Below are 23,439 nucleotides of genomic sequence, written 5' to 3'. Positions count from 1 at the left end.
GAAACCCAAACCTAAAAGGCTGAGTTTCTCTTTTCTTCTCTTTCTTGATACTCGGTTGTATAGCCGATAAGTACCGCGTGCCACGTCTCTTCCTTCTAAATTTACGGGTACTTCAATAAATCTCCACCAAGCATTGGAATAACTCCACCGCCAGATGATCCGAAAGAATTATTAATGACTTGATTTGATACACTATTTGTCATGGCTTGTCTACTGTTTGACATACTTCCATATACACCACTCATGACGGTCTTTAATCCTCCTAATTGGCTTGCGGAAGTAGCCATCATACGGCTCATATTATCCATTAATTGATTTTATAGATTATAAAGGTATATTATGAGTTGTGTTTTCCGCCACTTCTCACAATACAAATATATCACGTTAACTCCAAAAAGACCGGCACATTTCCTGCCAAAAAACGGCCATAACCCTTTCACTTTTTATTATCTGATTTACATATAATTACAATGAAAAATGCAATTATGCTCACAAAAGAAGGGATTATTTTTAATCCCTATCTTTTGTGATTGTAGTATTTATGAAATTAGAGCTATCAAAGAGATGTATATCAATAAAGGCTGATGTTAGTTTTCATCTTTATCATTTTCTGATTTCGTAGCAGTATCTTTAAAAAAATCACCTGCTAAATTAAGTAGTTTCTTTCCACCTTCACTATTCAAAAGATTCATTAAAAATACCGGATCTTGAACCTTTTGAATAAGAGCTTGCATAAATACGGATTTAGCAACACCTAATATCTCTGTCGAAGTTATTTTTATATTAAAATAAGGAATATTAATTTGGAATGGCGAATAATCAGATGAATTATTTTTCTGTTTTTTTAATGTTTCATCAGTCGTTCCATTGATTGCTTCATTGGTTGTTTCATTATTCGTTTTGGAAAGTGTAACAGCTTCGGCCGCTATTATTCGACTTTTCTTCTGAGTTACTTCGGTTATTGGAATAGATGAAGTTTGATACGAAACATTTTTATTAAAATATGGGCTAGATCCCATTTTTTTCTCCTTTCATAACGAACACATTATATATTCTAAACATATATTAAACTATATCAATGAAGGATTACTTCACACTACGTGAAGCAACCCTTTATTTATTCTTGGTGATATAAGAAGGTTGTTACTTAAAAACCACCATATCCGCACCAGCTTGCACCAACGATAATAAGCAAGATAAACAATACGATTAGTAATGCAAATCCTCCGCCATAACCACCACAACCACTTCCATATCCTTTTTCTGCAGCCAAGATACACTCCTCCTCTCTAGAAAAAAATGAAGTTCATAAACTAGCAAAAACAAGCAGCGCCAACGATAATAAGCAAGATAAACAATACGACTAGTAATGCAAATCCTCCGCCATAACCACAACCACTTCTATATCCTTTTTCTGCAGCCAAGATATTCCCCCCCGATCCTATAACAAAGATGCGTTTCATAATAACTAACAGAAGTTCTATTAATTTAACTCGTAATAAAAACAAGCTAACAGAAAAATAATTTTTCATTGCAGTCATGTTGTACTTGCTTATCACTACACTGACACTATATGTATTGGGCTGTAAACGGTTATGTGCTTTTATATCAACTTTTCCATTTTTGAGGAAAATGTCATTGACCATTTTTAAAATCGTTATATTTATATTAATAATTTTATAACCCACATTTAAATTTAATCATTCGTATCTTTTTCTCTACTTTGACGATTTGAAATCATTATCTTCTTAATCCATACTATTTTCACTAAGTAATTAATATATTATTTCAAGTTCTCTATGACTTACCCATATCTTATATTGTGTGTAACTGAACTCTTCGTTGAATCCCTTGATATCATTGATTTCATTTCACTTTCTCTTTTGAGTTACACAGTGCGAAAATTATGAGTAACCGTATAGAGATACCACTAACATTTTGAAAAACAAGCTAAGACAAAAATAAAATAAACTGCCCATGTGGACAGCTTATTTACATAATTATCGTTATCAGTAGTCAATACTGCATAGAATTTTTGTTATGGAGAGATTTTATTACTTGGAGATAAGCTAATATATGTTCACCTGTGTTTTTAAGAAATAGCCTATTCTTGGTCCATTGGGGAAGTAATATTATCTTTATATGTGTCAATATAAATGTTTCCATTTGCTGCAAGTACAGCATACGTAACATCTTTGTAGCTAAGGTTACGTTTTTTTAGCTCACATTGTAATTCTAACTCCGTGTGATTGTTTTGCCTTAGGTTTTCTGTCATAATTTCTCCATCCATAATTAGCTCGATGGGAAGTTTACACTCTTTTTTTGTTGGTATATTTAAATCTTGTTGTGTAACAGTACGATATTCAGGTTTTTTCAAAACAGATATTTTTCCATTTGTTTCAACTACGACATAAAGAACTTCTTCAATATTAAAAATACCATTCTCTCTTAATTGTTGGTTTAAATAATCTAGAGAATAGCGCATTTTCCGCATATTATTTTCTAAAATTTTTCCGTTTTCCATAATGACTGTTGGATTTCCAGCAAATACCTTTCTGCCTATCCGACTTTTCATGGATATATAGCTAACCATTAAAATGACAAATACTAAAATAAGAAAAGCTATAACTGCATGATGAGTTTTTACATTTAAATTAAATGCTAAATTTGCAATAATACTTCCGATAGAGATAGCACCAATAAAATCAAAGGTATTCATTTCAGCGATAATCTGCTTTCCTAATATTTTAGCTCCGATAAATAAAATCGAGAAAGATAACAGTGTTCTCAAAATAATCTCTATATGTTCAGACATAAGTAGCTCCTCCTCTTAAGATTGCGTGTTAGTATTATAACGATTTACATAAGGATAGTATGTATCATTGTAAAAGAATATATTTTGTTCAATGACATTAAATAGTTCTTGTAGATGAATTAATCTCGGTTCTGTTGTCAAGTTTCTCAAGAACTAAAAAGAGACATGAATGTAAGAGGAAATATAATGATAGAGTTACTTAAATTACTTATATAAAAGCTAATGGACGAGTATTAATACTTATATAGTAACTTTTATCTGATAAGAAAGGGGTATAAGATTTATGAACAACCTTAATTTTCTTTGTGAACAATTTGCTAAAATTCTTAATGGAAAAAGCAACATAAATCAAGGTGTTTGTTCTGTCTCCTTGCGTCGTAATATTAAAGTGCTGGTTCAAGGACGACCAAGCACCTCAGTGATACCGGTTGGGATATCTTTTGAATCGCTAGATCAAAATGGCAATGCGTTGAACCTTGGAGAAATCGCTATTTTACAAGAAGAAATTCCTTTATTTATGCAATCAATTGTTCAACAAGGGATTATTGTTAGCGCCTTACATAATCATTGGTTATATATGAAACCATTGATTATGTATATTCATATCCAATCTATTGAACCACCATTGAGTTTTGCAAAAAAATTGGCAAATTCCTTTTTGGTTTTAAGTAGTTATCCAATAACTGATAACGGGAGCTAATGTTAAGTAGATCCTATTTATTGACTTTCTATATCGAGAATCATGAGAATAAAAAAAGCCCTCCAGTTAAGCAATCTGGAAAGCATTTTTATAAATTTCTAGATACATTGAATTGCGACTTATTGTATTTTTTGCTTAGCGTGAGGGGTTCCGAAATGCTGGAGGTAGCCCCTCACCACATAGTTATCAAGTTAAAATTTTTTAGTAACCCAAAAACGAATTTTTGTGCTAGCTTGTAACAAAATAGCTTATTTTTTGGTTTTGGGGTAATCCTGAATTCTTAAGTTGATAGGAATGTGGCGATACCCCTAGATTTAAAAAGAAATAAGCAGTGATTAGATTTTAAACTTAGTCATTGCTTTATCCATTGCATCTTGGTTTACCCCTATATAACGTAACGTGACCTTCTCTGACGAGTGATTGAATATCTCCATAAGTAATGCTATGTTTTTCGTTTGCATGTACATGTGATACCCGTACGTTTTTCTTAACGTATGTGTGCCTATTTCATCTAATCCAAACTCTGCTGCAGCTCCACTTAATATCTTATATGCCATACTACGACCAATCGGACGATTCCTACCTTGTCTACTTTGCAATAAGTACTCATTATCTTCTCTTTTTTCGACAAAGCATTTAAGCTCTCTTTTCAATGCTGCAGTAATTTGTATTCGTTTCTGTTTCCCTGTTTTCTTTTCTCGCATAGATATATGACTGCCTTTAACATCTCCTACCTTCAGTTTCAAAATATCCGAGATTCTCAGGCCTGTATTAATTCCCATAATGAAGAGAATGTAATTACGTAAACTCTTTTCCTTAAAATATTCTTTTAACTGCTGTATTTGCTCTGGATCACGTATCGGCTGAACAAAATTCATTATTCATTACCTCCAGTTTCATAAACTTCTAATCTAAGAGCAAAAGCAAGTTTATAAAACACCCTAGCCTTAACACGTCGATAAGTACGCTCACTCATGCCGATTTCGTTATATACCATATAATCACATACATCTTCATCTTCTAAATAACGCTTAATGATGATGTTTCTTTGATCCTTTCCTGCACGTCCATTACCCAAACGACTAAGAAACTGATCAATACGAAATGACGTTTGCTTAACCCACTCTTCTCGCTTACTTTGCTGTATATTAGCCATCGCTACATTTTCTAATGGCTTTCCTACATCATTTGTAGGTCCGTGATATTTAATTTCATAAGAAGGAGTGACTTTCATTTCTTCACGCATCATTCCAAACCGTCTATATAAACGTACGCTTTCAAGAACACCTTCTAATTTTTCTGCGTTGCTACTCTATCGATTTTTGGCAAGAAAGATAATTGTTTAGTCATGTAAGACCACTCCTTTTTATTTTTAGATTACTTTTGTCTTAATGCTCCACGTCTACGTTCATAACGAGGTCCATGAATACCCATTAAACCTTCAATCTCACGAGTATTTAACTTCTCTTTCCGTTTTTTCTTACTTTTCTTTTTTGCTTTATTCGATTGCTTTTTCCACTCGCGTAATTGGTCCTTAAGTACTTTCATAATTCCCCATCTCCCTTTTCAAAATAAAAAGGACACCTATTCCTAAAACAGCATTAATTGCTGCTTTAATGAATTGGTGTCCTCTAGTTTTCTAGCCGGACTATATTCGAATGTTATTTTAAATATCCCAATAGTCATTATTAACATCATTAGTATATTTGCTGATTTCCTTCTCTTTCCCACACTTTTCACATTTATAATAACTAACTATCCCCATCTTACCAGTTTTAAAATCTTCATTGTCATGACTTTTAATAAGTTTATATCTATGTATACATTTAGGTTCTTTTAATTTATCAAACCACTTTCCTAACATAAATTAATCCCTTTCCTCTCGAAAATATTCTTTTTATTCCCATCCCCTTAAGCATACATCGGAAAAGATTCCCAATTAATGAAACGTGGTAACTTGTTTTTTTATAAACAAAAGGATTATTTTATTAAAAAATTCATTTCAATTTATAATCGCTATCTTTTCCTTTAATTTTCCAGTAAAATCAAATGTAAATATTTTAATTACATAGGAGAAAGCAATGAAACATAACATTAATCTATGGTCCTTTATTTTTTCTTTTATTTGCATTGGTTTATTCCTCTTATATCTTGAAATTGGTTCGATAGCCTCATCTGAAACGAAATTGTTTATTATGAATTCGCTACCTATCCATCCTTTATTTTTTTTACTAGTTTTAACAATAGGAACTTTTTTTGCTGGTATGAAAGGATTTTCTAAAATAGATAATTGGGTTGCTATGCTTAGAAGCATAGCGACAGTTCTACTAACACTTTTATTATCAGTGTTTTTAACACTAACTTTGATCATTGGCTATGCATTAAGTTAAACGTCATTCCTTGTGAATAAAACTAAATATTACGTCAATACTATATTTGAAATCAGATTTTCTCCTTGTTCCCCCTTGGAGAACCTAACAGTTAGCTTTTGCTAGCTGCTTTTTACTTGTAAGAAGCACTCAATTAACTGGACTCACATATAATATTCTGAGTTCCTTTCTCTATAAAATAGTCGTTATAAAATGAGACTCGTCACGAGAGCACTTTACTAAGTGCTCTTTTTTGGTTTTAAAATAAAAATGCTTGTCCACTTCAACCCATTCACCATTGAATATTATCTAACTACTATAATCGTATAATTCTTCTTACATTTTCCATTCACTTCGATATATTCTTTAATTCGCCTTAACAATCCTTACACTTCTATATAATTGCTTTTTGCTACCTTTACCTCCTATGACGAGCAATCATAAGAGGTAAAGGTATGAATGAAGAAAATATTGTTTTACATGGTACTGCTATTAAATCAAGTTTAATCGATTCAATACTCCTATCTATTTTTCATCATTCACTTTACCAGCAGAAGCAACAGGAGCAACAGGTTCAACGGTATTGATTTAGGAAGCGGACTTCCTTATATATTAAAAGCTTTTTGGAGTGAACCCATGTTCCTTATATATTATGGAATGGGTTTATATTTGTGACATAAGGGCTTATTTTTTTATTTATTTTAATTTTCAAGGGCCTTTTTCTTATACTTGTTTGTTAACCAATTCATAAGTTGTAGTGTGTAAGTGGGTGAATGATAAGGATGGTGTAAAAATGAGTGAATTTAAAAAGAAATTTCATATTCCATGTGATTGTTTTCTCCCCCCTGTACCTCCACCTCAAGTTGGACCGACTGGGCCGACCGGAGCGACTGGGCCGACCGGACCAACCGGGGCTACAGGAGTTACAGGACCTACGGGACCAGCTGCTACGGCATGTTGCCCATGTACGAATGTTCTTGATAACCCTGGATTCGATGAACCTGTAACACCAGGTACTCCAGTTCCAGGATGGATTGTAACGGGAAATGTTTCAGAAGTAGGATTTCCAAATGCGCACAGCGGTCGTTTTCTTCCAAATGGAATCTTGAGTGCTTTAGCTGTTTCTATTGGACCTGGAGGAATTATGACCCAATCTGTTGATGTGGGCGCAGGTTGTTGCTTTACCCTTTCTTTTGCTGGGGATATAAGAGATGGAGCACTCCTTGTTGCTTCTGTATCGTTTCCAGAACTTGGTCAAGGATGTCCTCCTAACCCTACAACACTTGGACCATTAAACATTCCGCACATTGTACCTGTTGCAAATCAACAACAAGCTGGCTTCCAACATTATACCCTTGTTGTGTGTATACCTGCTGATGTAACTACAGCATGTATTAGTTTCCAAAACTTAGCTACGGGTGGAGAAGGCGCAACAGCTTTTGTTGATAATGTTGTATTCCAACCTACTGGTGGACCTTGCACTTCATGTTCACAAAATTTTTAATATATTAATGTATTTAAAGATTTTCGTTTACTGGCGAATTCAATAACTATTAAAGAGAGCATTCTAGCTCTCTTTTCATATTTGAAATCACCATAATCTGCCCCTCAACCTTGACTCCACTCACTATATATTCATTAATAATCCGTTGTTTACTCTTCATTTCATTCCAATGACTATTTTATTTTAAATCCGCACACCCCTTAGAAGCATACATACGATATCATGTGGTATTCTTTTTCAATATTAGTTTTTATCCGTGAGTGCCTTGGATGGCGCTCTTTATATTTGAAATAAATAACCCTTTTGTTCAAACATACTTACGATTTATATAAACTAAGCATATATTTAAATAGACAAAACATAGCTTTTTCTTATACATACACAATTTTTGTTTAATAAAATAACGATTTTGTTCACTTTTTTGATACATTTATGAAACATTCACATGTTATCTTCAATATGTTCTATTCTTTTTGAAAAACCATGTGAGAATACCAAAACAAGAAGCCCTAGAGCCCTAAATCTAGGGCTTCTTGTTTTCAAATAAGGATTTTGTTTAAATTTCTTTAACCTTATTAATTCCCTTGCATACAATATTATCACAAGAAATTCAATAAGTGCTCCGGTCTAGTTGCCTTGAATTTCTTGCAAACCTTGTGGGAAGAATCCGTTTAAAACAAACGGGTTCTTTTATCTATTCACCTTTTAACTGGACAAGCATATGTTATTGTATAGAGGCATCCACTCATAGTAATCTACCTTTCTTTTCATTAACACGAAATAACAATGTTATTAAAACAAAAGTGCAAAGGTAGTTATTTGCTGATTCCAAAATTAATTAAACTAATAATATATAAATGAAACATTAATAAAAAAGATTATGCTACTATTTTTCTAAACACAAAGATGAGGTGATTTTGATAGAATATAAAAATAAAGATATATTCAATACATTTTCTTTTTCAGATATTAAACCTATTATCATCCCCCACCATCCAACTGGACCGACTGGTGTTACTGGAAGGACTGGTATTACTGGGCCGACTGGCGTTACTGGAAGGACTGGTGTTACTGGACCGACTGGCGTTACTGGAAAGACTGGTGTTACTGGACCAACTGGTGTTACTGGACCGACTGGTGACACTGGATCTACTGGCATTACTGGACCGACTGGTGTTACTGGTCCTGCTGGTGTAGGTTTAACAAACTATCTATATATTTTTGATACTACCAACCAGTCAATTGTAGTAGGTGGCAGTGTCACTTTTAATACCAATGGACCTATAATAGGTAGCGCTTTTACCCATATAGCGGGCACTGGAAATATTACAATTAACACCAGAGGAACATATGTAGCAGAATTCCAGTTAGAAGCTGCTCGTGAAAACCAATTTTCCTTTGCACTAAACGGTACACCGATTCCTGGCGGTCGTTATGGAACTGGGTCTCCACATTCTATAAATCAAGGTACTGTTGCTTTCACAGTAACAACTGTTCCTTCAACATTAACTTTAATAAATAATACTTCTTCAGCAGGTACTATCACCCTATCTAATAATGATGGGGGCTCTTTAACAAATGTATCTGCAAGTATAAGTATTTTTCAGGTAGGGTAATTACTTAGGTTAAAGAGTAATCATTTATAAAGCAACTATACTTTATCCTTATAAGTCACTTTTTAATCGTTTAATTTTTTAAAATTTCGATTTGTGATAGAATAAGCACATATCAATCTTTTTACTTTCACTTTAAAGATGATACTTCGATTTTGGTCCTAGTTTCCTAGGGCCTCTTTTTAACTAAATAAAAATTTTTGTTGAACCCATTCACCAATTTCATACTTTTACATACTTTAATACTACCTTTCTGCATAATGTGAGTTTGTCACTTTCGTTATAATGAGGTATAAGGAGCGCTCTCCATCAGCGCTCTTTTTATTTGTTGTTAAATAAGAATTTTGTTTAAAAATTAATAACATTCTCTAGCAGCTTGGTGCACCCTATATCTAAAAGGAGCATTTATGAAAATTTTAAAATACATATCCCTTACTATTGGATGGATTGCATTATTATCAATTTGGTATGTGATTTTCTTTCCTTAACCCACAAGTTAATTTGTACAGTATGCGTTTCTTTTATCGCACTATTTATTAGCAACAACATATACTTATACGGACTATAAAAAATATAGTTCTTGGTCGAAGAGCACCCTTAGGGCAAATGGTGCTCTTTTTGATTAAAATAACTATTTTGTTATAAAGTAACTGCTTCTGCTGTAGGTTTATTTTTCTCTAATTGCTCAATTGCCATTTGCAATCCTAACCAGTAACCAATTAAACGATACGGTAACCTCATGTTTTACCGAATATGCAAGAAGAAGCAGTTAAAAACTTCGGTAAAAGTATCTTTGGATAACCTATGTTTGCAAAATGTTTGCATTTCATCAAAAAAAGTCAAAAAAACGTTGTCATATCAAGGTTTGTTTGACCTATCATCTTATATTCTTGATATAACGCCCTTAAATCGTTGCTCTATATTTTCAGATTGCTGTAAATCTATCCGTATATCACTTTTTCCTGCCCCCATATAAAGAGCGATATTTGAGGTGAATACTTTTGTAACAAATCGTGAAAGAATATATCCACATATACATCCGCCAGCTGAAATAACAACATATTTTGTTACATATAGTTTTTGAATATCTTTACTTGTAATGCCGATAGCTTTCATAACACTAATTTCCCGATAGTATTCTTCCATCAGTTAATGAATTAAGTGTTTTAAAAAGAGGATAAGTAATAGAGGGACCTTTTTGAGGTAAGTTCGATGACTGGTATAAATCTTCAAATTCATTTATCTAATTTACATCTGTTAACTGAAATTCAATAAGATATTCTCTTTCTCCCAAATTTCGTTTTAATCTTTCTAAGTCTTCATTGCTTATTACAAATCGCTTTGAACTAACGATTGATGGATTCATTTGAACATCACGAACACATGCTGATATCGTAAATTCTTGTTCTATATTATTTTTTATAATCCATATTTCATCTCCAATATGCAGATTGTATTTTTGCATAAAATAAATCGGTACACCTATTTCCCCTTTACTAATCTGTATCACTTTATTATTTAAATCTAATAAAAAATTAAAATTAGCGTTTTGTTTCACGGAACTAATATCTATTACGCTATTATGTTCGCCTTATTTTTATTTTGTATAAAAATGTTATACCCGTTTACTTGTACTTGGATCATCTCTGCCGTTTGCTACTTTTTTACAAAAGGAGTTTTTTCTACAAATGAATCCATTGACTTTTGATTTATTTCTCCGGTATGAATCTGTACGACGTGCGGTGCGCTTGATACTTTAAACAATCGATCATAGATTTATAACGTTACTTGAAGCACTAGCCATTAAAAACTTGATAACTTGATAAACATAAATAAAATGATAATTATCATTTTATTTTTAGAGAAATCTCTTTTTAACATTCTCCTAATCATATGAAGCTAGTTCCCTTCATTTCTTAATATTTTCTTCGTCACTATAGCTATTAATATCATTATGAAACTAATAGCAAATATAGGTAAATAAATTTTCGTACTGAATCCTTCAAACATAAAACCATATACGACTTGCCCAATTGGTGCCATACATTGAGATACCGCTGTTATAAATGCCATCACTTTTCCTAGATTTTCATTTGGTGTTTTCTTTTGGACTACAGTAATCACATAAATGGATACAATTGTCATAATCATTGCGATTAGAAGAGAAGAAAGTATAAAGAGGATAAATGGTGGATAGTATCCTAAATTAAGAATAAACGGTGTAACTGATAGTGCCACTGGCATTACTAATAAAGCTATGATAAGCATCCAATTATATAATGTTTTCATCTGTAACTTTTTAGCAAAGAAACCGATTGACAATGCCCCTAATATGGTTGCAAAATCAATTAATCCCATTCCAATTCCATACATCGTATCGCTACTCTGCATAGTTACTCGTAACATAATAGGTCCTCCAACAACAAATAACGGTGTCAAAATTAAGTTTAGTAAAGCTGCAAGTAACATAGCCTTCAAAATAAAAGGTTGCTTTAAAACATAAAGAAAACCTTTTTTCATATCTTTTACAATTGCCGGTATGATATGGCTTTCTTGCGCTCTTTTTATAAAAGGTATTGTAATAAACATTTCTAAAATTGCAGATAAAAAGAAAGCAAGACAACTTGTTATTACGAGCATTTTCAAACCAATTATGCCATATAATATTCCTCCTAGTACAGGTGCAACTATATTAGATAATGCTTGCACACCATTTATGATACCGTTTGCTTGTTCTAACTTTTTCTCTGGAACTAATTGCGGAATACTTGCCATAACAACTGGTGAGTACATTGCACTAATGACTGCTAGTAAAAACATAATTGCTCCAATCAATAAAATAGATACCGATTCAGTTAATAACAAAACTATAAAACTTAATACAATAGCAGCGTTTATAAAATCCAAAATGACCATTACATTACGGCGGTTGAAACGATCTGCTATCGCTCCGCCAAGAGGAGCTAACAAAAACGGGATACTCGTTATGGCATATAACCCTGCAAATATATCGGCACGTCCTGTTATATCTAGCACATATAAAGACAGTGCAAAACGTAATAGTGTTGAACCTAAAATAGTAATAATTTGACCACTTACCATTAAGTGAAAATCTTTCAAGGAAGATTGAATACTTGCTGGCATCTTCATCACATCCTTCATTTAGTCTAGACCGACTGCCGGTCTATAACACTCAAACAGAAAAAAGCTATTTCTGTTTCATTAAAACCTCGATCATATAATCAAAGGACCCTTCTTTCGCTCCAACAGATACTTCCATCATTTTAATATAAGCCTTAGCTCTTCTCATCATTTCTTCCGGTTTCCACTGGAATAAACCATCATCAAATATGACTTGTGCTGAAGAGAGTAATAATTCAATTGTTTCTTGTGGGTATGCAGTAGAAAATATGCCTTCTTCTATTCCTTGCTCTAAAACTTCCGTTAATACAGGAGATAAATGTATAATGGATTGCACTAAACTTTTCTGATGCATTTCTGCATTATTTGGTTGATGGAATTGTTCAATCATTTTTTCTTTGACATCTCCTGATTTTGGTGATTGTTCCATTAAAATTTTAAATAACTTATCTAAAACGGGGATATCGGGATTGGAGACAATCCTTTTCGCCTTAGTGACATCCTCTTTAATAATCCTCATAATGATTTCATCCATTACTTCCTCCTTCGACTTAAAATAATGATAAAACGTCCCCTTTGCTATACCAATTTCTTTTAAAATATCATTCACGGTTGTTTTCGTATAACCTTTCGTAAGAAACAAACGCTCAGCTGTTTCTAAAATTTCCTTTCTACGCTCCTCATACTCCTTTACAATTCGCATTCAAGTTCTCCTTCCCATCAGACCGACTGTCGGTCTATTAAAATTATATGTTTAGTTTGCAAAAAGTTTCCTATTATCGTACATATACAACACCATACTTTCTATTTCCTTTATAAATTTTTATTTTTTAACGTCCGCTCAATTTGTTTAAAACGTATCTCATGTTTCTTATCGTCACCTTTCATTTTAGGAAAAGAACGATGCCTCCGTTCGATCTATGTACTTATCAATGGAGTATTTTGTTGAGTTCCAATATGTAATATTGTATATTTCGCACTTTTAATTTTTGTATATGTGATAATTTATTTATAAAAATATAAATTATTAATAAGGGTGATTTATATGAGCAAGTTCCGAAAGAAGATGATTAAATATTTGCAAACATTTTGGGGATGCTTAGCATTTGGTGTATTAATGTTTGCTATCTTCTTAATTACGGATTTAACAGATGCATCTTTAAATACATTAGGCTGGAGAGACTGGCTAGGTTCTGTAGCAGGCGCAACCATTTTATCTGTTGGGATGTTTACTTTAAATAAATTGAATTTAAAATAAATATTCGGTCAATACTGTATGTAGGCTGTATGCCAACATTCATTTAAAGTAGTCTTCTCTGTATCTCCTTGTATTGAGCAGTTAGCTTTTGCTAGCCGCTCTTTTATTTTGTTCCGGTTCTTGCCTTTTAAAGAACTCTTTATCTACTTTCCCCCAATAAGTACACATATCTATTCTCCATTGCTACAAAATGAAATCTTTATTTTGTTTTACGCGTCGCTTTTTCAATCAGCCAAGATACAATATTAAAATCATTAGCTTCACCCTTTAAAGATGTTCCGTTCCAAAAGCATTCTTTCATCACTTCAAGTAATTCTTCAACAGCTTCAATTCATCTCATATTCATTTTCCCTTTCTCCCAAATAACTATTTTGTTTTATTAATTAACTGATTAATAAAACAAACAACTTTATTAAACATTCCATGTTTCTTCACCCCTTGAATATTTTTCAAATAAAAATACATACTATTTTCAAGCCGCCGTGTCCACGGCTAATACCTCTTATCTTTTGTTACAGCAAAAGCAGGTAGGCTCTTCACTTATCTGCTTTCTCTGTATATTTTTTAAGAAATCGAAAATAATACCAACAAGCTGTTTGAACTAGCAGCTTCACTCTTCTCGCAATGGGGATGCAAATTATCACAATTAGCTAACTCATTGAGCTCACTGGCAGACAACCAAAATCGTTGTCTGCTTTTTGTATGAGATTTTTCGTTTTACATATACTACTTTTGAACCTGCAGACCAATACGAGCCATTTTGGTGCTTGGGATTTCCCTTCCGGGGATAAGTATCTTTTACTTATCCCTTTTTTGTATAGACATGTATATTTAGGGTAAAACTAATTACAAGCAGATTTTCTGTTTATGCGTAGTTCTAAACAAGATTACTTTTTCTCCTATTAAAGGACGGCAGGTACGACTGCTAGTCCTTTTTTCTTATTTCGCATATTATCACTACATTACCTTCATCGTCATAAGCAATTTCCCCATAAGGATGGCAGTGGTGCTTCTCGAGTTCCTCATTGATCAAAACTAATAAATTAGTTTTCCAGTTTCCAACGATCGTACACCAATACGAGTTTAATCCTTCATAAACTTCTCTTGTTCTATTTCGATAATTGCGGAATATGTAATGAAAATACTCGCTCGCTTCAATACCTTTTCTTTTAATCAAAGTGTTCTGCTGAATGATTGTAATACCCTTGCTCTAATGGTTTTGGACTATAAAATTTCCTTTATAAATTTCAAATACGGTGAATGAAATTTTTGTTTTTTCTTGCCATCATCCTTGTTGTATACAAACAAAAAAAGAGCCACAATATTTTGCGACTCTTTTACAATTATAACTATTTAACGACCACGTCTTTGCTGACCTTGCTTTGTACTACCTTTTTTATTACTTGGCTTATTAAATGATCGGTTATTTTCATTTCTCGAACTATTTCTCGAACTATTTCTTGAATCACTTCTTGAGCTATTTCTGGAATCACGTCTTGAATCACTTCTTGAACCTTCGCGGCTATCTCTTTGACGATTTTGACCTGATTTCTTCGGAGCCGGCTTTGGTACCGGTTTTCCATTTTCATCTACACGTTTTATCTTCGGTTGTTCGATTATTTCTCTTTGTATTGGTGCACCAAGCGTTTTTTCAATTTCTTCTAAATGTTTTTCATCTTTCGCTGCAACGAACGTAATTGCAAGACCTGATCCACCTGCACGTCCTGTTCGGCCAATGCGGTGAATGTAACTTTCTACATCTTCAGGGATATCAAAGTTAAATACGTGCGTTACACCATCTACATCAAGTCCACGAGCTGCTACATCCGTTGCGATTAAGTACTGAATTTTAGCTTCGCGGAAACTCTTCATAACTCTTTCACGTTTCGCTTGAGGTATATCACCATGAAGTTCAGCACAATTATAACCTAATCCTTTTAAATTATCATAAAGCTTACTTGCTCTAACCTTTGTACGACAGAAAATAACAGCTAAAAATGGCTGATCACGATCCATAATAAAACGAAGTGCATCTGGCTTTGCACGGTCTGTCGTCTCAATGACACGCTGCTCAATTGTATCAACCGTTACTTCTTCACTTTGTACTTGAATCATTTGCGGCTCATCCATATAACGCTTCGCCAATTTTTTAATATCTTTTGGCATCGTTGCTGAGAATAACATCGTTTGTTTACTATCAGGTGTCTCATCTAAAATATCTTCAATATCATATAAGAAACCGAAATAAAGCATTTGATCCGCTTCATCTAATACAATCGTTGAAAGATTACTTAAATCAATTGTTTCACGTCGTATATGATCTAATAATCGCCCCGGTGTCGCTACAACAATATGTGTATTACCTTTTAATTTTCTCAATTGTTGTGCTACATCTTGCCCACCATAAATCGCTAGTACATTAATATCTTCTCTTTGAACAAGCATTTTTTTAATTTCAGTTGTAATTTGCAGAGCTAGTTCCCTTGTTGGTGCAACAATTAAAGCCTGAACATCACTAGACTCTGGATCGATTTTTTCTAAAATCGGTAACACGAATGCTAACGTTTTACCCGTTCCTGTTTTCGCCTGCCCAATAATATCTTTACCTGACATAATAACAGGAATTGCCTTCTCTTGAATTGGTGTTGCTTCTGTAATTCCATTTTCACGTAATGTATGATTAAAAGTTTCACTAATTCCTAATTCTAAAAAGTTTTTCAAATAGACCACTTCTTTTCCTTATTTTTCACATTAGCTTTCATTGTACCATTTGTTTCGCCAAATATGAAAAATAAAAAAATTCTTATCTTCTTTTTTTATATTCATCCTGTACTAGATGAACAAAATCTTTTTGCTTTTTCTCAGATTTTATTAATGCTTCCATGTTAGTAGAAGACAAAATGAACTTCTTAATTTTGCTATTACATCAAATAACGAACCCATCTTCTCCCCCCTATACCCTTGCTCAAATTATATATATTCTTCTTTACATATATATTTCAATTTTACCGAAATATAATGTTACTGATTTGGTTGAAATCGCAAAATATATGAACTAAAAAACCGATCTTTTCGATTTAGGAAAGACCGGTTTTCATTAATTTATACAGTAAGCTTTCCTCCATGATAGCAATAATACTCTGCTGCTTTAAAACTTTTAATCCTGTTTAAAGACTGTTTCGCTTTTTCTATATCCAAACAAAAATTCGGATTAGCTATTACTAACTCACGATTCTCTTGAACAGCCGCATCTCCCGTAATTACACAATCTAAATTCGGAAAATATAATGAAATATGCCCCGAAGTATGTCCTGGCGTCGCTACTATTTGACATTCATTATTCAAAATCATTTGACCATCATGCACTTTTTCATCGACGGAAATATGTTTTATATTTTTTAACTGTTGTATAAACCATTTACCAAATTCTTTTTCTTCATTTGGCATACGTTCTAACATTTCTTCAGCTTGAACTAACCTCTCTGATTTTATATCACCACTAATATAGTTAGATTCAATTTCACTAGCAATAACATTAATTTGAGGATATTTCACTTTAAAATCGTATACAGACCCTAGATGATCATCATCATAATGAGTAATAATTATATTTTTTAAGTTTTTCATCTCATATCCATGTTTTAATATTGCATTTTCAATTAAAGGTAAAAAACTTGGATATCCTGTATCGACTAACGTTAATTCATTATGTACTATAATTAAACTTGGATAAACACATTGTTTTTGCCCGTTAAATTCGAATTCAATTGGTAGTTCTATTATTTTCATTTTGCTTCCCCCATACGGCTTATAAAATGCATAATAATAACTAAATCATCCACATACATTTTACAATATATATACTATGTAACGGAACACTATGAATCGTTGCATAATCCACATTATATTATTTTAAACAGGTAATCCCCTATTTTTATGGAAATATATAATTAAGAAAAACAATAAAATTGATTAATCTCTCACTTCTTTGTCCACCCTTTTAAAAAATCTATGTTTTTGTAAAAGGAGCGTTCATATGGAGAAACAGACACTTTGGAAAAAGTTCAAAAAAAGCTCTGTAAACCTCGGTAAATCTAGCGTATATGAAAGTATTATTTTATTCTACACAATGAAAAAGAAAGAATTACCTACTAAAGCGAAATTCATAATATTAGCCGCTTTATCTTATTACGTATTAACAATCGACTTCATTCCAGATATAGCTGCTATTATTGGGATTGGCTTATTAGATGATGTTTTAGCAATCGCTGTAGCGCATAAATACGTTATGAGACACGCAGATGCTGAAATTCGAGAAAAGAGCAAAGTAAAGATGGAGTCATTATTTACTTCAGCACAAGCATAATGAAATTATCTAGTCATTTACCTACCTTTTTACTTTCAAATAAAGCTAACTGTAATTAATAATAGTTCCACCTCACTGAATATTACCCTTCACCATGAGAGCATAGCAGAATAAATTCCTAAACAAAAGCATTTCTCTTAGCTCTCAAACCGTAAACAAATAGGGAATCAGCACTTGTTCCTAAGTTCTGACTCCCTTTTATTTGTTCTTATATCTATCTGTTATACAGTTTCATACGTTCCCTTATACAAAACTGCTATTGCCGCTACTATAAGAATCATACCCATAAAAGCAGGTGCGGCATGACCAAGTGATACATAGATTTGTCCTCCAATAATCGGACCAATCATTCTTGCTAAAGCTTGAATAGATTGGCTTCCACCTTGAATCCTTCCTTGTTCATTAGAACTGACAGACTTTGAAAGCATCCCGTTGAATGAAGGCCCGAAAATTGAATCCCCAAAACCAAACATTAGCATTCCAACGATAAGTAGTGGAGAGAGTGAAAATACAGCTGATGCTGCAATAAAACTGTATCCTATAATCTCCGAAACCATCCCAAGAATTGCTATTTGTTTATCACTAAGCTTGATTAAAAGCTTTGGCATTATAAAACTTTGTGAAACAATGTCTTGAAAGCCCAAAATTGAAAACATAAGTCCGATTAATGCAGGTTTCCAACTGAAAGTATCCATTGTAAATTGCGTGAAAATTGCTTGTAAAGATCCGTTAGGTATCCAAAGTAAAAACGCTGAGATAAGTAACCATTTTAAATTTTTCATGGAAAGTATATTTGCTAGCTGTGCAAAAGGATTTAACCTTACAAAAGTAATCTCTTTTAACCTGTTATTTTTGTCAAGGCTCTCAGGCATGTATTTCATACCATATAAAACATTTAATAAAGTTATGAACGCTCCAAAGTATAAAGGTACAGAATGACCAAACTTTGCAAGTAAGCCCCCAAGAGTTGGTCCAATAATAGTTCCCGCACCTACAACTGCACTCACCCATCCAAAGTATTTCGTTCTCTGCTCTTTCGGAATGATGTCTGCAAAATATGCGAAGATAGTACTTATGCTTCCGCCTGTTATTCCTTCTATTATCCGTCCAGCAAATAATACCCATAAAGCTCCTCCTATGCCAAAAACCAAGTACCCAATTGCAGAACCAAATAAGCATATTAAAAGTAATGGACGACGGCCATACTTATCGCTTAAAACCCCGAGTGCTGGAGCAGCTAAAAACACGCAGGCCGCATATACGGAAGTTAGTAGTGTAACAACTAATGCTTGTTCTTCCGGATTACTTGTATATGGCTGTACTAAGAATGGGACTACAGGCATGATGATACTGAAACCTATACCACAAAGAAATACAGAAATAAGTCCGAATAGTAACGCATGTTTATCTATGCTTTTTTCAGTTTCCCTTTCATTTTGTGATCTAAATATAGACATTTAACTTCTCTCCTTAAAATGTTTTGTTGCTTTGTCAACAAAATGATAACCCTGTTTTGTTGATTAGTCAACAAAGATGAAATAATAAAAAAGCAGCCTATTCTCATATTAGAGTAAGGCTGCCATTTTATTATTAAAATGTATTACGATTTAATATGTATACCTTGTTTCTTTATTTCTGCATCCAAATGTCTACTATACTTTTCCACAAAGCTAATTATACTGTCGAATTCTTCTTCAGTTACTTGTTCAAATACAGCTTTATCCCGCTCTTGAAACTCTTTGTGCAGATTTTCATGGATTTTATAAATTTCTTTCCCTTGTTCGGTAAGCTTAAAATAAATTTCTTTCTTATTTTCTGACTTTTGGTAACTTTCAACAAGGCCTTTTTGTATGAGCTTCTTAGTCATTCTACTTATAGCACCGCGAGTCACATAAAAAGCCTCTGCGAGTTGCGTCACGTTAGAATCTGCATTGTTTTCAATATATTCAATGCAGTGAACTTCAGAAGACTTAAAACCTTTAAGACCTTCTTCCATCTTATCTTTATTAAGCCAAACCAGCTTATTATATAATTCCCTGAAACCGTTCATGACCTGTTCTTCTTTATTCATGACCTGCCCTCCTCACCGCTCATTAGCACATTAAAACTATTATATTAAATTTCTGCTTACGTTTCGACAATATTGAAATAATTATTGTAACATTAAAGATATGGGTAAAAATAGGCGCTTAAATAAAATAATTTTTAAACAGCAAATTTTGCAAGCTTATTGCTACTTACAGTAAATGGTAGACAAAAAGTAAGAGCTAAGATCATTTCTCTTCGCTCTTCTTTCATAAAACTAATTCACTTCATTAGCGACAAAAAAGTGCTCACATACACTTGATATGCGCTGTAAGTCTACGTTCCCACCAGATATAACCGCTACTACTTTTTTTCCTTTTATATAGCTATCAACTTTTCCTGCAAGAAGTGCAGCAGTTGCTAATGCACCTGCACCTTCTACAACAGCTTTCCCACGTTGTAATAAATCTTTCATCGCTACTTCCAGCTCTTTTTCTGATACAGTTACAATATCATCTACTAATTCTTTTACAATTTCAAATGTTAATTTTCCTGGTATTTTAACTGCGCAACCATCTGCAATAGTAGGCGCCTCATAATGTTCTACGATTGCTCCTTTATCGTAAGATGCCTTCATTCCATGAACATTATCTGCTTGGACACCAATTATATTAATCGATGGATTAAAAGATTTTAATGCTACAGAAATACCAGAAATAATTCCGCCTCCACCTATTGGTACAATGACAGTATCTACATCCCACATATCATCAAGAATGTCTAATCCAATTGTACCTTGACCAGCCATTACCTCTACATCATCATATGGATGTAAATATGTTTCACCTGTTTCCCTTATAATTTCTTCACATTTTACCTTTGCATCATCAAAGGTTTCACCATGTAAAATCACTTCAGATCCATATCCTTTAGTTGCTTCAACTTTCGCCTGCGGTGCAGAAATTGGCATGACAATTTTACTCTTAATACCGAGTAAATGAGCAGATAATGCAACTCCTTGTGCATGATTACCTGCTGAACATGCGATTACACCTCTTTCTTTTTCTTGATCCGTGAGCCGCGACATTTTATTAAATGCGCCACGAAATTTAAAAGAACCCGTTAATTGCATATTTTCTAATTTCAAATGAATTTCTCCGCCCGTTTTACTAGTCAAGTAAAAAGATTTTACTAATGGCGTTTTACGAGCATTTCTATCTAGAATTTTGTGAGCTTTTTTAATATCGTCTATATGTAATGGTAGTTTTCTAGTTATCATACTGACACCTCTTCCAAAGTTCTATTTCTAAGTTTTCGTAAGTCGTAGCTCCTTTATACGAAAAGAAAAAATCTTTATATATGTACCCCACTCTGAAATAAACACATTTGCAAACAATTTAACATCCTCTTCATATCGCGTTCTTTATAATGATTTAAACATGCAATTTGGATCCAATTATTCTTTTGTAAATAAGATGACTCATAATGAACGATGTATCCTTGTAATGCTAATGCATCGCCTACTACTTTAGAAGAATGGTCTTCGCTTAATACAATAGTAAGTATAATTGGCGCGGCATGTTCTTTAGGTGAAACAAGCTTTAAGCCCATATCAGTAATAACTTCTTCAACATACTCGTATGTCTCTTTAATTTTTACAAATACCTTTTCATCTTCAAATCTCTTCAACGCTTCTTGTAATGCATAAATTAAATTCCATGATTGTGAGTATGGAATGCTTTCATTTTCTTCATACATACCAATGTCCATATAGGCCGGCACAGCCTCGTTTATTTTTACAATGTGGTTATGAAAAACGAAAGAAATTCCTGTATATGATTTAATCGCTTTACCGCTAACACCACTTGCAAAATACACATCCTTCAAGTCTAATGGTATTGCTCCAATTGAGCTTATGCAATCTACACATAGTTTTATTTGATTCTCGTTACAAAGAGTATTTAGCTCGTTTAAATCGTTTAACATTCCAGTAGATGTTTCATGATGAACAAACCAAATCCATTCATAATTTCCAGTTGTCATGATTTCTTCTAATTCGGTATAAATAAATGGATCTCCCATTTCCTTTTTATACGTATCAAAATGTAACCGTGCTCGTTTTGCATGTCCAACTAATCTATTACCAAATTCCCCATTTGTTAATACTAGTCCTTTCCCTTTTAAAGAACGTAACTGTAAAGCAATCGCATCATTTGCTAACGTCCCTGTTCCTAACATAAGCTGTACATGTTTTGCTTTTGTCATGTAAAGTAACCGTTTTTTTACATTGCCCATCATCACTTGAAATGACTTAGAGCGATGCGAAATAGGCCGCGTAGAAAATGCCTTTCGAACGTTCTCTTCAATATCTACTGGACCAGGTAAAAACGTATATTCTTTCGTCATAATCCCCCCAACACTCGACTCTTCAAACATAGCAGGGGTAACATACATTGGCTGGAAGGCTGCTTCTTCTGTACCAACTAACGTATGGAAAGATTTGAATCCCATTTGCTCATATAAAGCTAGTTCACGTGTTGTTGCAGAAATGAGTGCTAATTCATATCCATTTAGAAGCAAATAACGATGTAGAAAACGAATTAATCCTAACAACGCTCTTCCATTTCTATATTCACGTTCTACTGAAAGCAAACGAATTTCATACATTTTTTCTCCATGCTCTTGCAAATAAACATCTAAATTTGAGATTTTATAATCTAACGAGAATGGTCGTTTTCCCCGCACTGCGACCATACCTACTAATCTATCCTCATCTAAACAAATTAAATATGTATTTTCTTTATGAAACCGATCTATACGAAACCGGTCTTTCGTTTCTTCATGTTGTGGTATCTCTTCCACAAAAGTTTTATAATTTAATTTATGTATACTTTCAAATTCCCAATCTTGATCAGCAACTTTATAAATTAACCCCATGCCTTATCTCCTTTATCTATTTAATAAAAAATGATAAGTGGAGATTATCCCCACTTATTAAACATTCATTTTATTCTCGATTCACATATAGAATAAGTACAATAATCATTCCACTTAATATAGTGGTAACAATAGAATAAGAATAAAGAATCATACAAATTGGTAAACAAGCAATTGTAATTAGTCCTGGCTTCGTAAACCCTTTAAATATTAAATAAAATACAATAAAAATGCCTAAGAGGGTAAGCGCTATCAAATAATCAAATGCGATTAGTCCTCCTATAAATGTTGAAATACCTTTACCGCCCTTGCCTTTAAATAAAACTGGATAAATATGTCCAATAATAACGGCCAATAATGTTAACATTACGAATGTAGGATCTTCAAAAAGATATTTTGCTACAGCAACAACGATTGCCCCTTTAATCGCATCACCTAAAAATGTAGCGATGAAATACCCTTTTCCATATACGCGCCCCATATTTCTTGCGCCAGGATTTCCGCTTCCTTCATCCCTAATATCAACGTTATGTCTCAATTTTGTTACTATATAAGCGGTCAATATGTTTCCAATTAAATAAGAAGCCACCAAATATAAAAACTGCATACTATTAATCATGTAATCATTCACTTTCTACATGGGATTACATATACAATATTCAATTACTACGTATATTGTACGTTTTTAACATACATCCCTTTATACATTTT

Annotated in this window: 22 protein-coding genes and 4 pseudogenes; 7 read left to right on the top strand and 19 right to left on the bottom strand. The window is 33.1% G+C overall.

Annotated features, from left to right (window positions below; all coding sequences use genetic code 11):
- Nucleotides 1-11: 11 nt before the first annotated feature.
- The 5 genes and pseudogenes from NST27_RS11810 to NST27_RS11790 form a co-directional block, all read right to left on the bottom strand.
- Nucleotides 12-317: pseudogene (locus tag NST27_RS11810) on the bottom strand (phage tail tape measure protein); the annotation flags it as partial.
- A gap of 270 nt (nt 318-587) precedes the next feature.
- Complete coding sequence (locus NST27_RS11805; protein ID WP_000535863.1) at nt 588-1,019, bottom strand: hypothetical protein; 432 nt, start codon at nt 1,017-1,019, stop codon at nt 588-590.
- Nucleotides 1,020-1,147: 128 nt separating this feature from the next.
- Nucleotides 1,148-1,273: a YjcZ family sporulation protein gene (locus NST27_RS11800; protein ID WP_000718599.1), complete on the bottom strand. Its 126-nt coding sequence runs from the start codon at nt 1,271-1,273 to the stop codon at nt 1,148-1,150.
- Nucleotides 1,274-1,313: 40 nt separating this feature from the next.
- On the bottom strand, nt 1,314-1,424 hold the full coding sequence (locus NST27_RS11795; RefSeq protein WP_000718602.1) for a YjcZ family sporulation protein: 111 nt from the start codon (nt 1,422-1,424) through the stop codon (nt 1,314-1,316).
- Nucleotides 1,425-2,104: 680 nt separating this feature from the next.
- Nucleotides 2,105-2,815, bottom strand: a complete 711-nt coding sequence (locus tag NST27_RS11790) for a DUF421 domain-containing protein (RefSeq protein ID WP_001289211.1) — start codon at nt 2,813-2,815, stop codon at nt 2,105-2,107.
- A gap of 283 nt (nt 2,816-3,098) precedes the next feature.
- On the opposite strand from NST27_RS11790, the gene NST27_RS11785 reads away from it, so the two are divergent.
- Nucleotides 3,099-3,515 (top strand): DUF1259 domain-containing protein, encoded by a 417-nt coding sequence (locus NST27_RS11785; RefSeq protein WP_001061495.1) that lies wholly within the window; start codon nt 3,099-3,101, stop codon nt 3,513-3,515.
- Nucleotides 3,516-3,850: 335 nt separating this feature from the next.
- On the opposite strand, the gene NST27_RS11780 is transcribed toward NST27_RS11785, so the two are convergent.
- From NST27_RS11780 to NST27_RS11765, 4 genes and pseudogenes are all read right to left on the bottom strand, one after another.
- On the bottom strand, nt 3,851-4,393 hold the full coding sequence (locus NST27_RS11780) for a site-specific integrase (protein ID WP_001012157.1): 543 nt from the start codon (nt 4,391-4,393) through the stop codon (nt 3,851-3,853).
- A pseudogene (locus NST27_RS11775) lies at nt 4,393-4,865 on the bottom strand (ArpU family phage packaging/lysis transcriptional regulator). The gene NST27_RS11780 and the pseudogene NST27_RS11775 overlap by 1 nt, the downstream one beginning before the upstream one ends.
- Before the next feature lie 27 nt (nt 4,866-4,892).
- A complete protein-coding gene (locus NST27_RS11770) occupies nt 4,893-5,063 on the bottom strand; it encodes a hypothetical protein (RefSeq protein WP_000866155.1) in 171 nt (56 codons plus the stop codon).
- Nucleotides 5,064-5,181: 118 nt separating this feature from the next.
- Nucleotides 5,182-5,379, bottom strand: coding sequence for a hypothetical protein (locus tag NST27_RS11765; protein WP_000900886.1), 198 nt, complete (start codon nt 5,377-5,379; stop codon nt 5,182-5,184).
- 217 nt (nt 5,380-5,596) lie between these two features.
- On the opposite strand from NST27_RS11765, the gene NST27_RS11760 reads away from it, so the two are divergent.
- The 4 genes and pseudogenes from NST27_RS11760 to NST27_RS29570 form a co-directional block, all read left to right on the top strand.
- Nucleotides 5,597-5,905 carry a hypothetical protein gene (locus NST27_RS11760; RefSeq protein ID WP_043310152.1) on the top strand — a complete coding sequence of 103 codons (309 nt, stop codon included), beginning with the start codon at nt 5,597-5,599 and terminating at the stop codon, nt 5,903-5,905.
- Nucleotides 5,906-6,677: 772 nt separating this feature from the next.
- Nucleotides 6,678-7,388, top strand: a complete 711-nt coding sequence (locus NST27_RS11755; RefSeq protein WP_047386116.1) for a hypothetical protein — start codon at nt 6,678-6,680, stop codon at nt 7,386-7,388.
- A 911-nt stretch (nt 7,389-8,299) separates the two neighbouring features.
- A complete protein-coding gene (locus NST27_RS11750) occupies nt 8,300-9,004 on the top strand; it encodes a collagen-like triple helix repeat-containing protein (protein WP_043328318.1) in 705 nt (234 codons plus the stop codon).
- Nucleotides 9,005-9,739: 735 nt separating this feature from the next.
- Nucleotides 9,740-9,802, top strand: a pseudogene (locus NST27_RS29570) (transposase); the annotation flags it as partial.
- Nucleotides 9,803-9,949: 147 nt separating this feature from the next.
- Here the strand turns inward: NST27_RS29570 and NST27_RS11745 are convergent.
- The 3 genes and pseudogenes from NST27_RS11745 to NST27_RS11735 all read right to left on the bottom strand — a co-directional run.
- Nucleotides 9,950-10,894: pseudogene (locus NST27_RS11745) on the bottom strand (ABC transporter permease); the annotation flags it as partial.
- A gap of 6 nt (nt 10,895-10,900) precedes the next feature.
- The gene (locus tag NST27_RS11740) at nt 10,901-12,145 is read right to left on the bottom strand and encodes an MFS transporter (protein WP_001111712.1); all 1,245 of its coding nucleotides are present in this window, start codon (nt 12,143-12,145) and stop codon (nt 10,901-10,903) included.
- A 64-nt stretch (nt 12,146-12,209) separates the two neighbouring features.
- The gene (locus tag NST27_RS11735; protein ID WP_001223579.1) at nt 12,210-12,845 is read right to left on the bottom strand and encodes a TetR/AcrR family transcriptional regulator; all 636 of its coding nucleotides are present in this window, start codon (nt 12,843-12,845) and stop codon (nt 12,210-12,212) included.
- A gap of 342 nt (nt 12,846-13,187) precedes the next feature.
- Here NST27_RS11735 and NST27_RS11730 point away from each other — a divergent pair, with 342 nt between their 5' ends.
- Nucleotides 13,188-13,400, top strand: a complete 213-nt coding sequence (locus NST27_RS11730) for a hypothetical protein (RefSeq protein WP_000033159.1) — start codon at nt 13,188-13,190, stop codon at nt 13,398-13,400.
- Nucleotides 13,401-14,753: 1,353 nt separating this feature from the next.
- Here NST27_RS11730 and NST27_RS11725 read toward each other — a convergent pair.
- A complete protein-coding gene (locus tag NST27_RS11725) occupies nt 14,754-16,130 on the bottom strand; it encodes a DEAD/DEAH box helicase (protein ID WP_001987322.1) in 1,377 nt (458 codons plus the stop codon).
- Nucleotides 16,131-16,502: 372 nt separating this feature from the next.
- Nucleotides 16,503-17,189, bottom strand: a complete 687-nt coding sequence (locus tag NST27_RS11720) for an MBL fold metallo-hydrolase (RefSeq protein WP_000691171.1) — start codon at nt 17,187-17,189, stop codon at nt 16,503-16,505.
- 247 nt (nt 17,190-17,436) lie between these two features.
- Between NST27_RS11720 and NST27_RS11715 the strand changes: the two genes are divergently transcribed.
- Complete coding sequence (locus tag NST27_RS11715; RefSeq protein ID WP_000415089.1) at nt 17,437-17,766, top strand: YkvA family protein; 330 nt, start codon at nt 17,437-17,439, stop codon at nt 17,764-17,766.
- A gap of 221 nt (nt 17,767-17,987) precedes the next feature.
- On the opposite strand, the gene NST27_RS11710 is transcribed toward NST27_RS11715, so the two are convergent.
- The 5 genes from NST27_RS11710 to plsY all read right to left on the bottom strand — a co-directional run bounded on the left by NST27_RS11710 (nt 17,988) and on the right by plsY (nt 23,347).
- Complete coding sequence (locus tag NST27_RS11710; RefSeq protein ID WP_000021822.1) at nt 17,988-19,223, bottom strand: MFS transporter; 1,236 nt, start codon at nt 19,221-19,223, stop codon at nt 17,988-17,990.
- Nucleotides 19,224-19,366: 143 nt separating this feature from the next.
- Nucleotides 19,367-19,837, bottom strand: coding sequence for a MarR family transcriptional regulator (locus tag NST27_RS11705; protein WP_001030901.1), 471 nt, complete (start codon nt 19,835-19,837; stop codon nt 19,367-19,369).
- 231 nt (nt 19,838-20,068) lie between these two features.
- Complete coding sequence (gene tdcB / locus NST27_RS11700) at nt 20,069-21,070, bottom strand: bifunctional threonine ammonia-lyase/L-serine ammonia-lyase TdcB (protein WP_000632961.1); 1,002 nt, start codon at nt 21,068-21,070, stop codon at nt 20,069-20,071.
- 74 nt (nt 21,071-21,144) lie between these two features.
- Nucleotides 21,145-22,728, bottom strand: a complete 1,584-nt coding sequence (locus NST27_RS11695; protein WP_000523048.1) for an aminotransferase class V-fold PLP-dependent enzyme — start codon at nt 22,726-22,728, stop codon at nt 21,145-21,147.
- A 70-nt stretch (nt 22,729-22,798) separates the two neighbouring features.
- Nucleotides 22,799-23,347 carry a glycerol-3-phosphate 1-O-acyltransferase PlsY gene (gene plsY / locus NST27_RS11690; RefSeq protein WP_000610871.1) on the bottom strand — a complete coding sequence of 183 codons (549 nt, stop codon included), beginning with the start codon at nt 23,345-23,347 and terminating at the stop codon, nt 22,799-22,801.
- Between the last annotated feature and the right edge of the window lie 92 nt (nt 23,348-23,439).

Source organism: Bacillus sp. FSL W8-0770, assembly GCF_038008705.1.
In the GTDB taxonomy this organism is placed as follows: domain Bacteria; phylum Bacillota; class Bacilli; order Bacillales; family Bacillaceae_G; genus Bacillus_A; species Bacillus_A cereus.
This window is presented reverse-complemented; position numbering and strand designations above follow the sequence as displayed.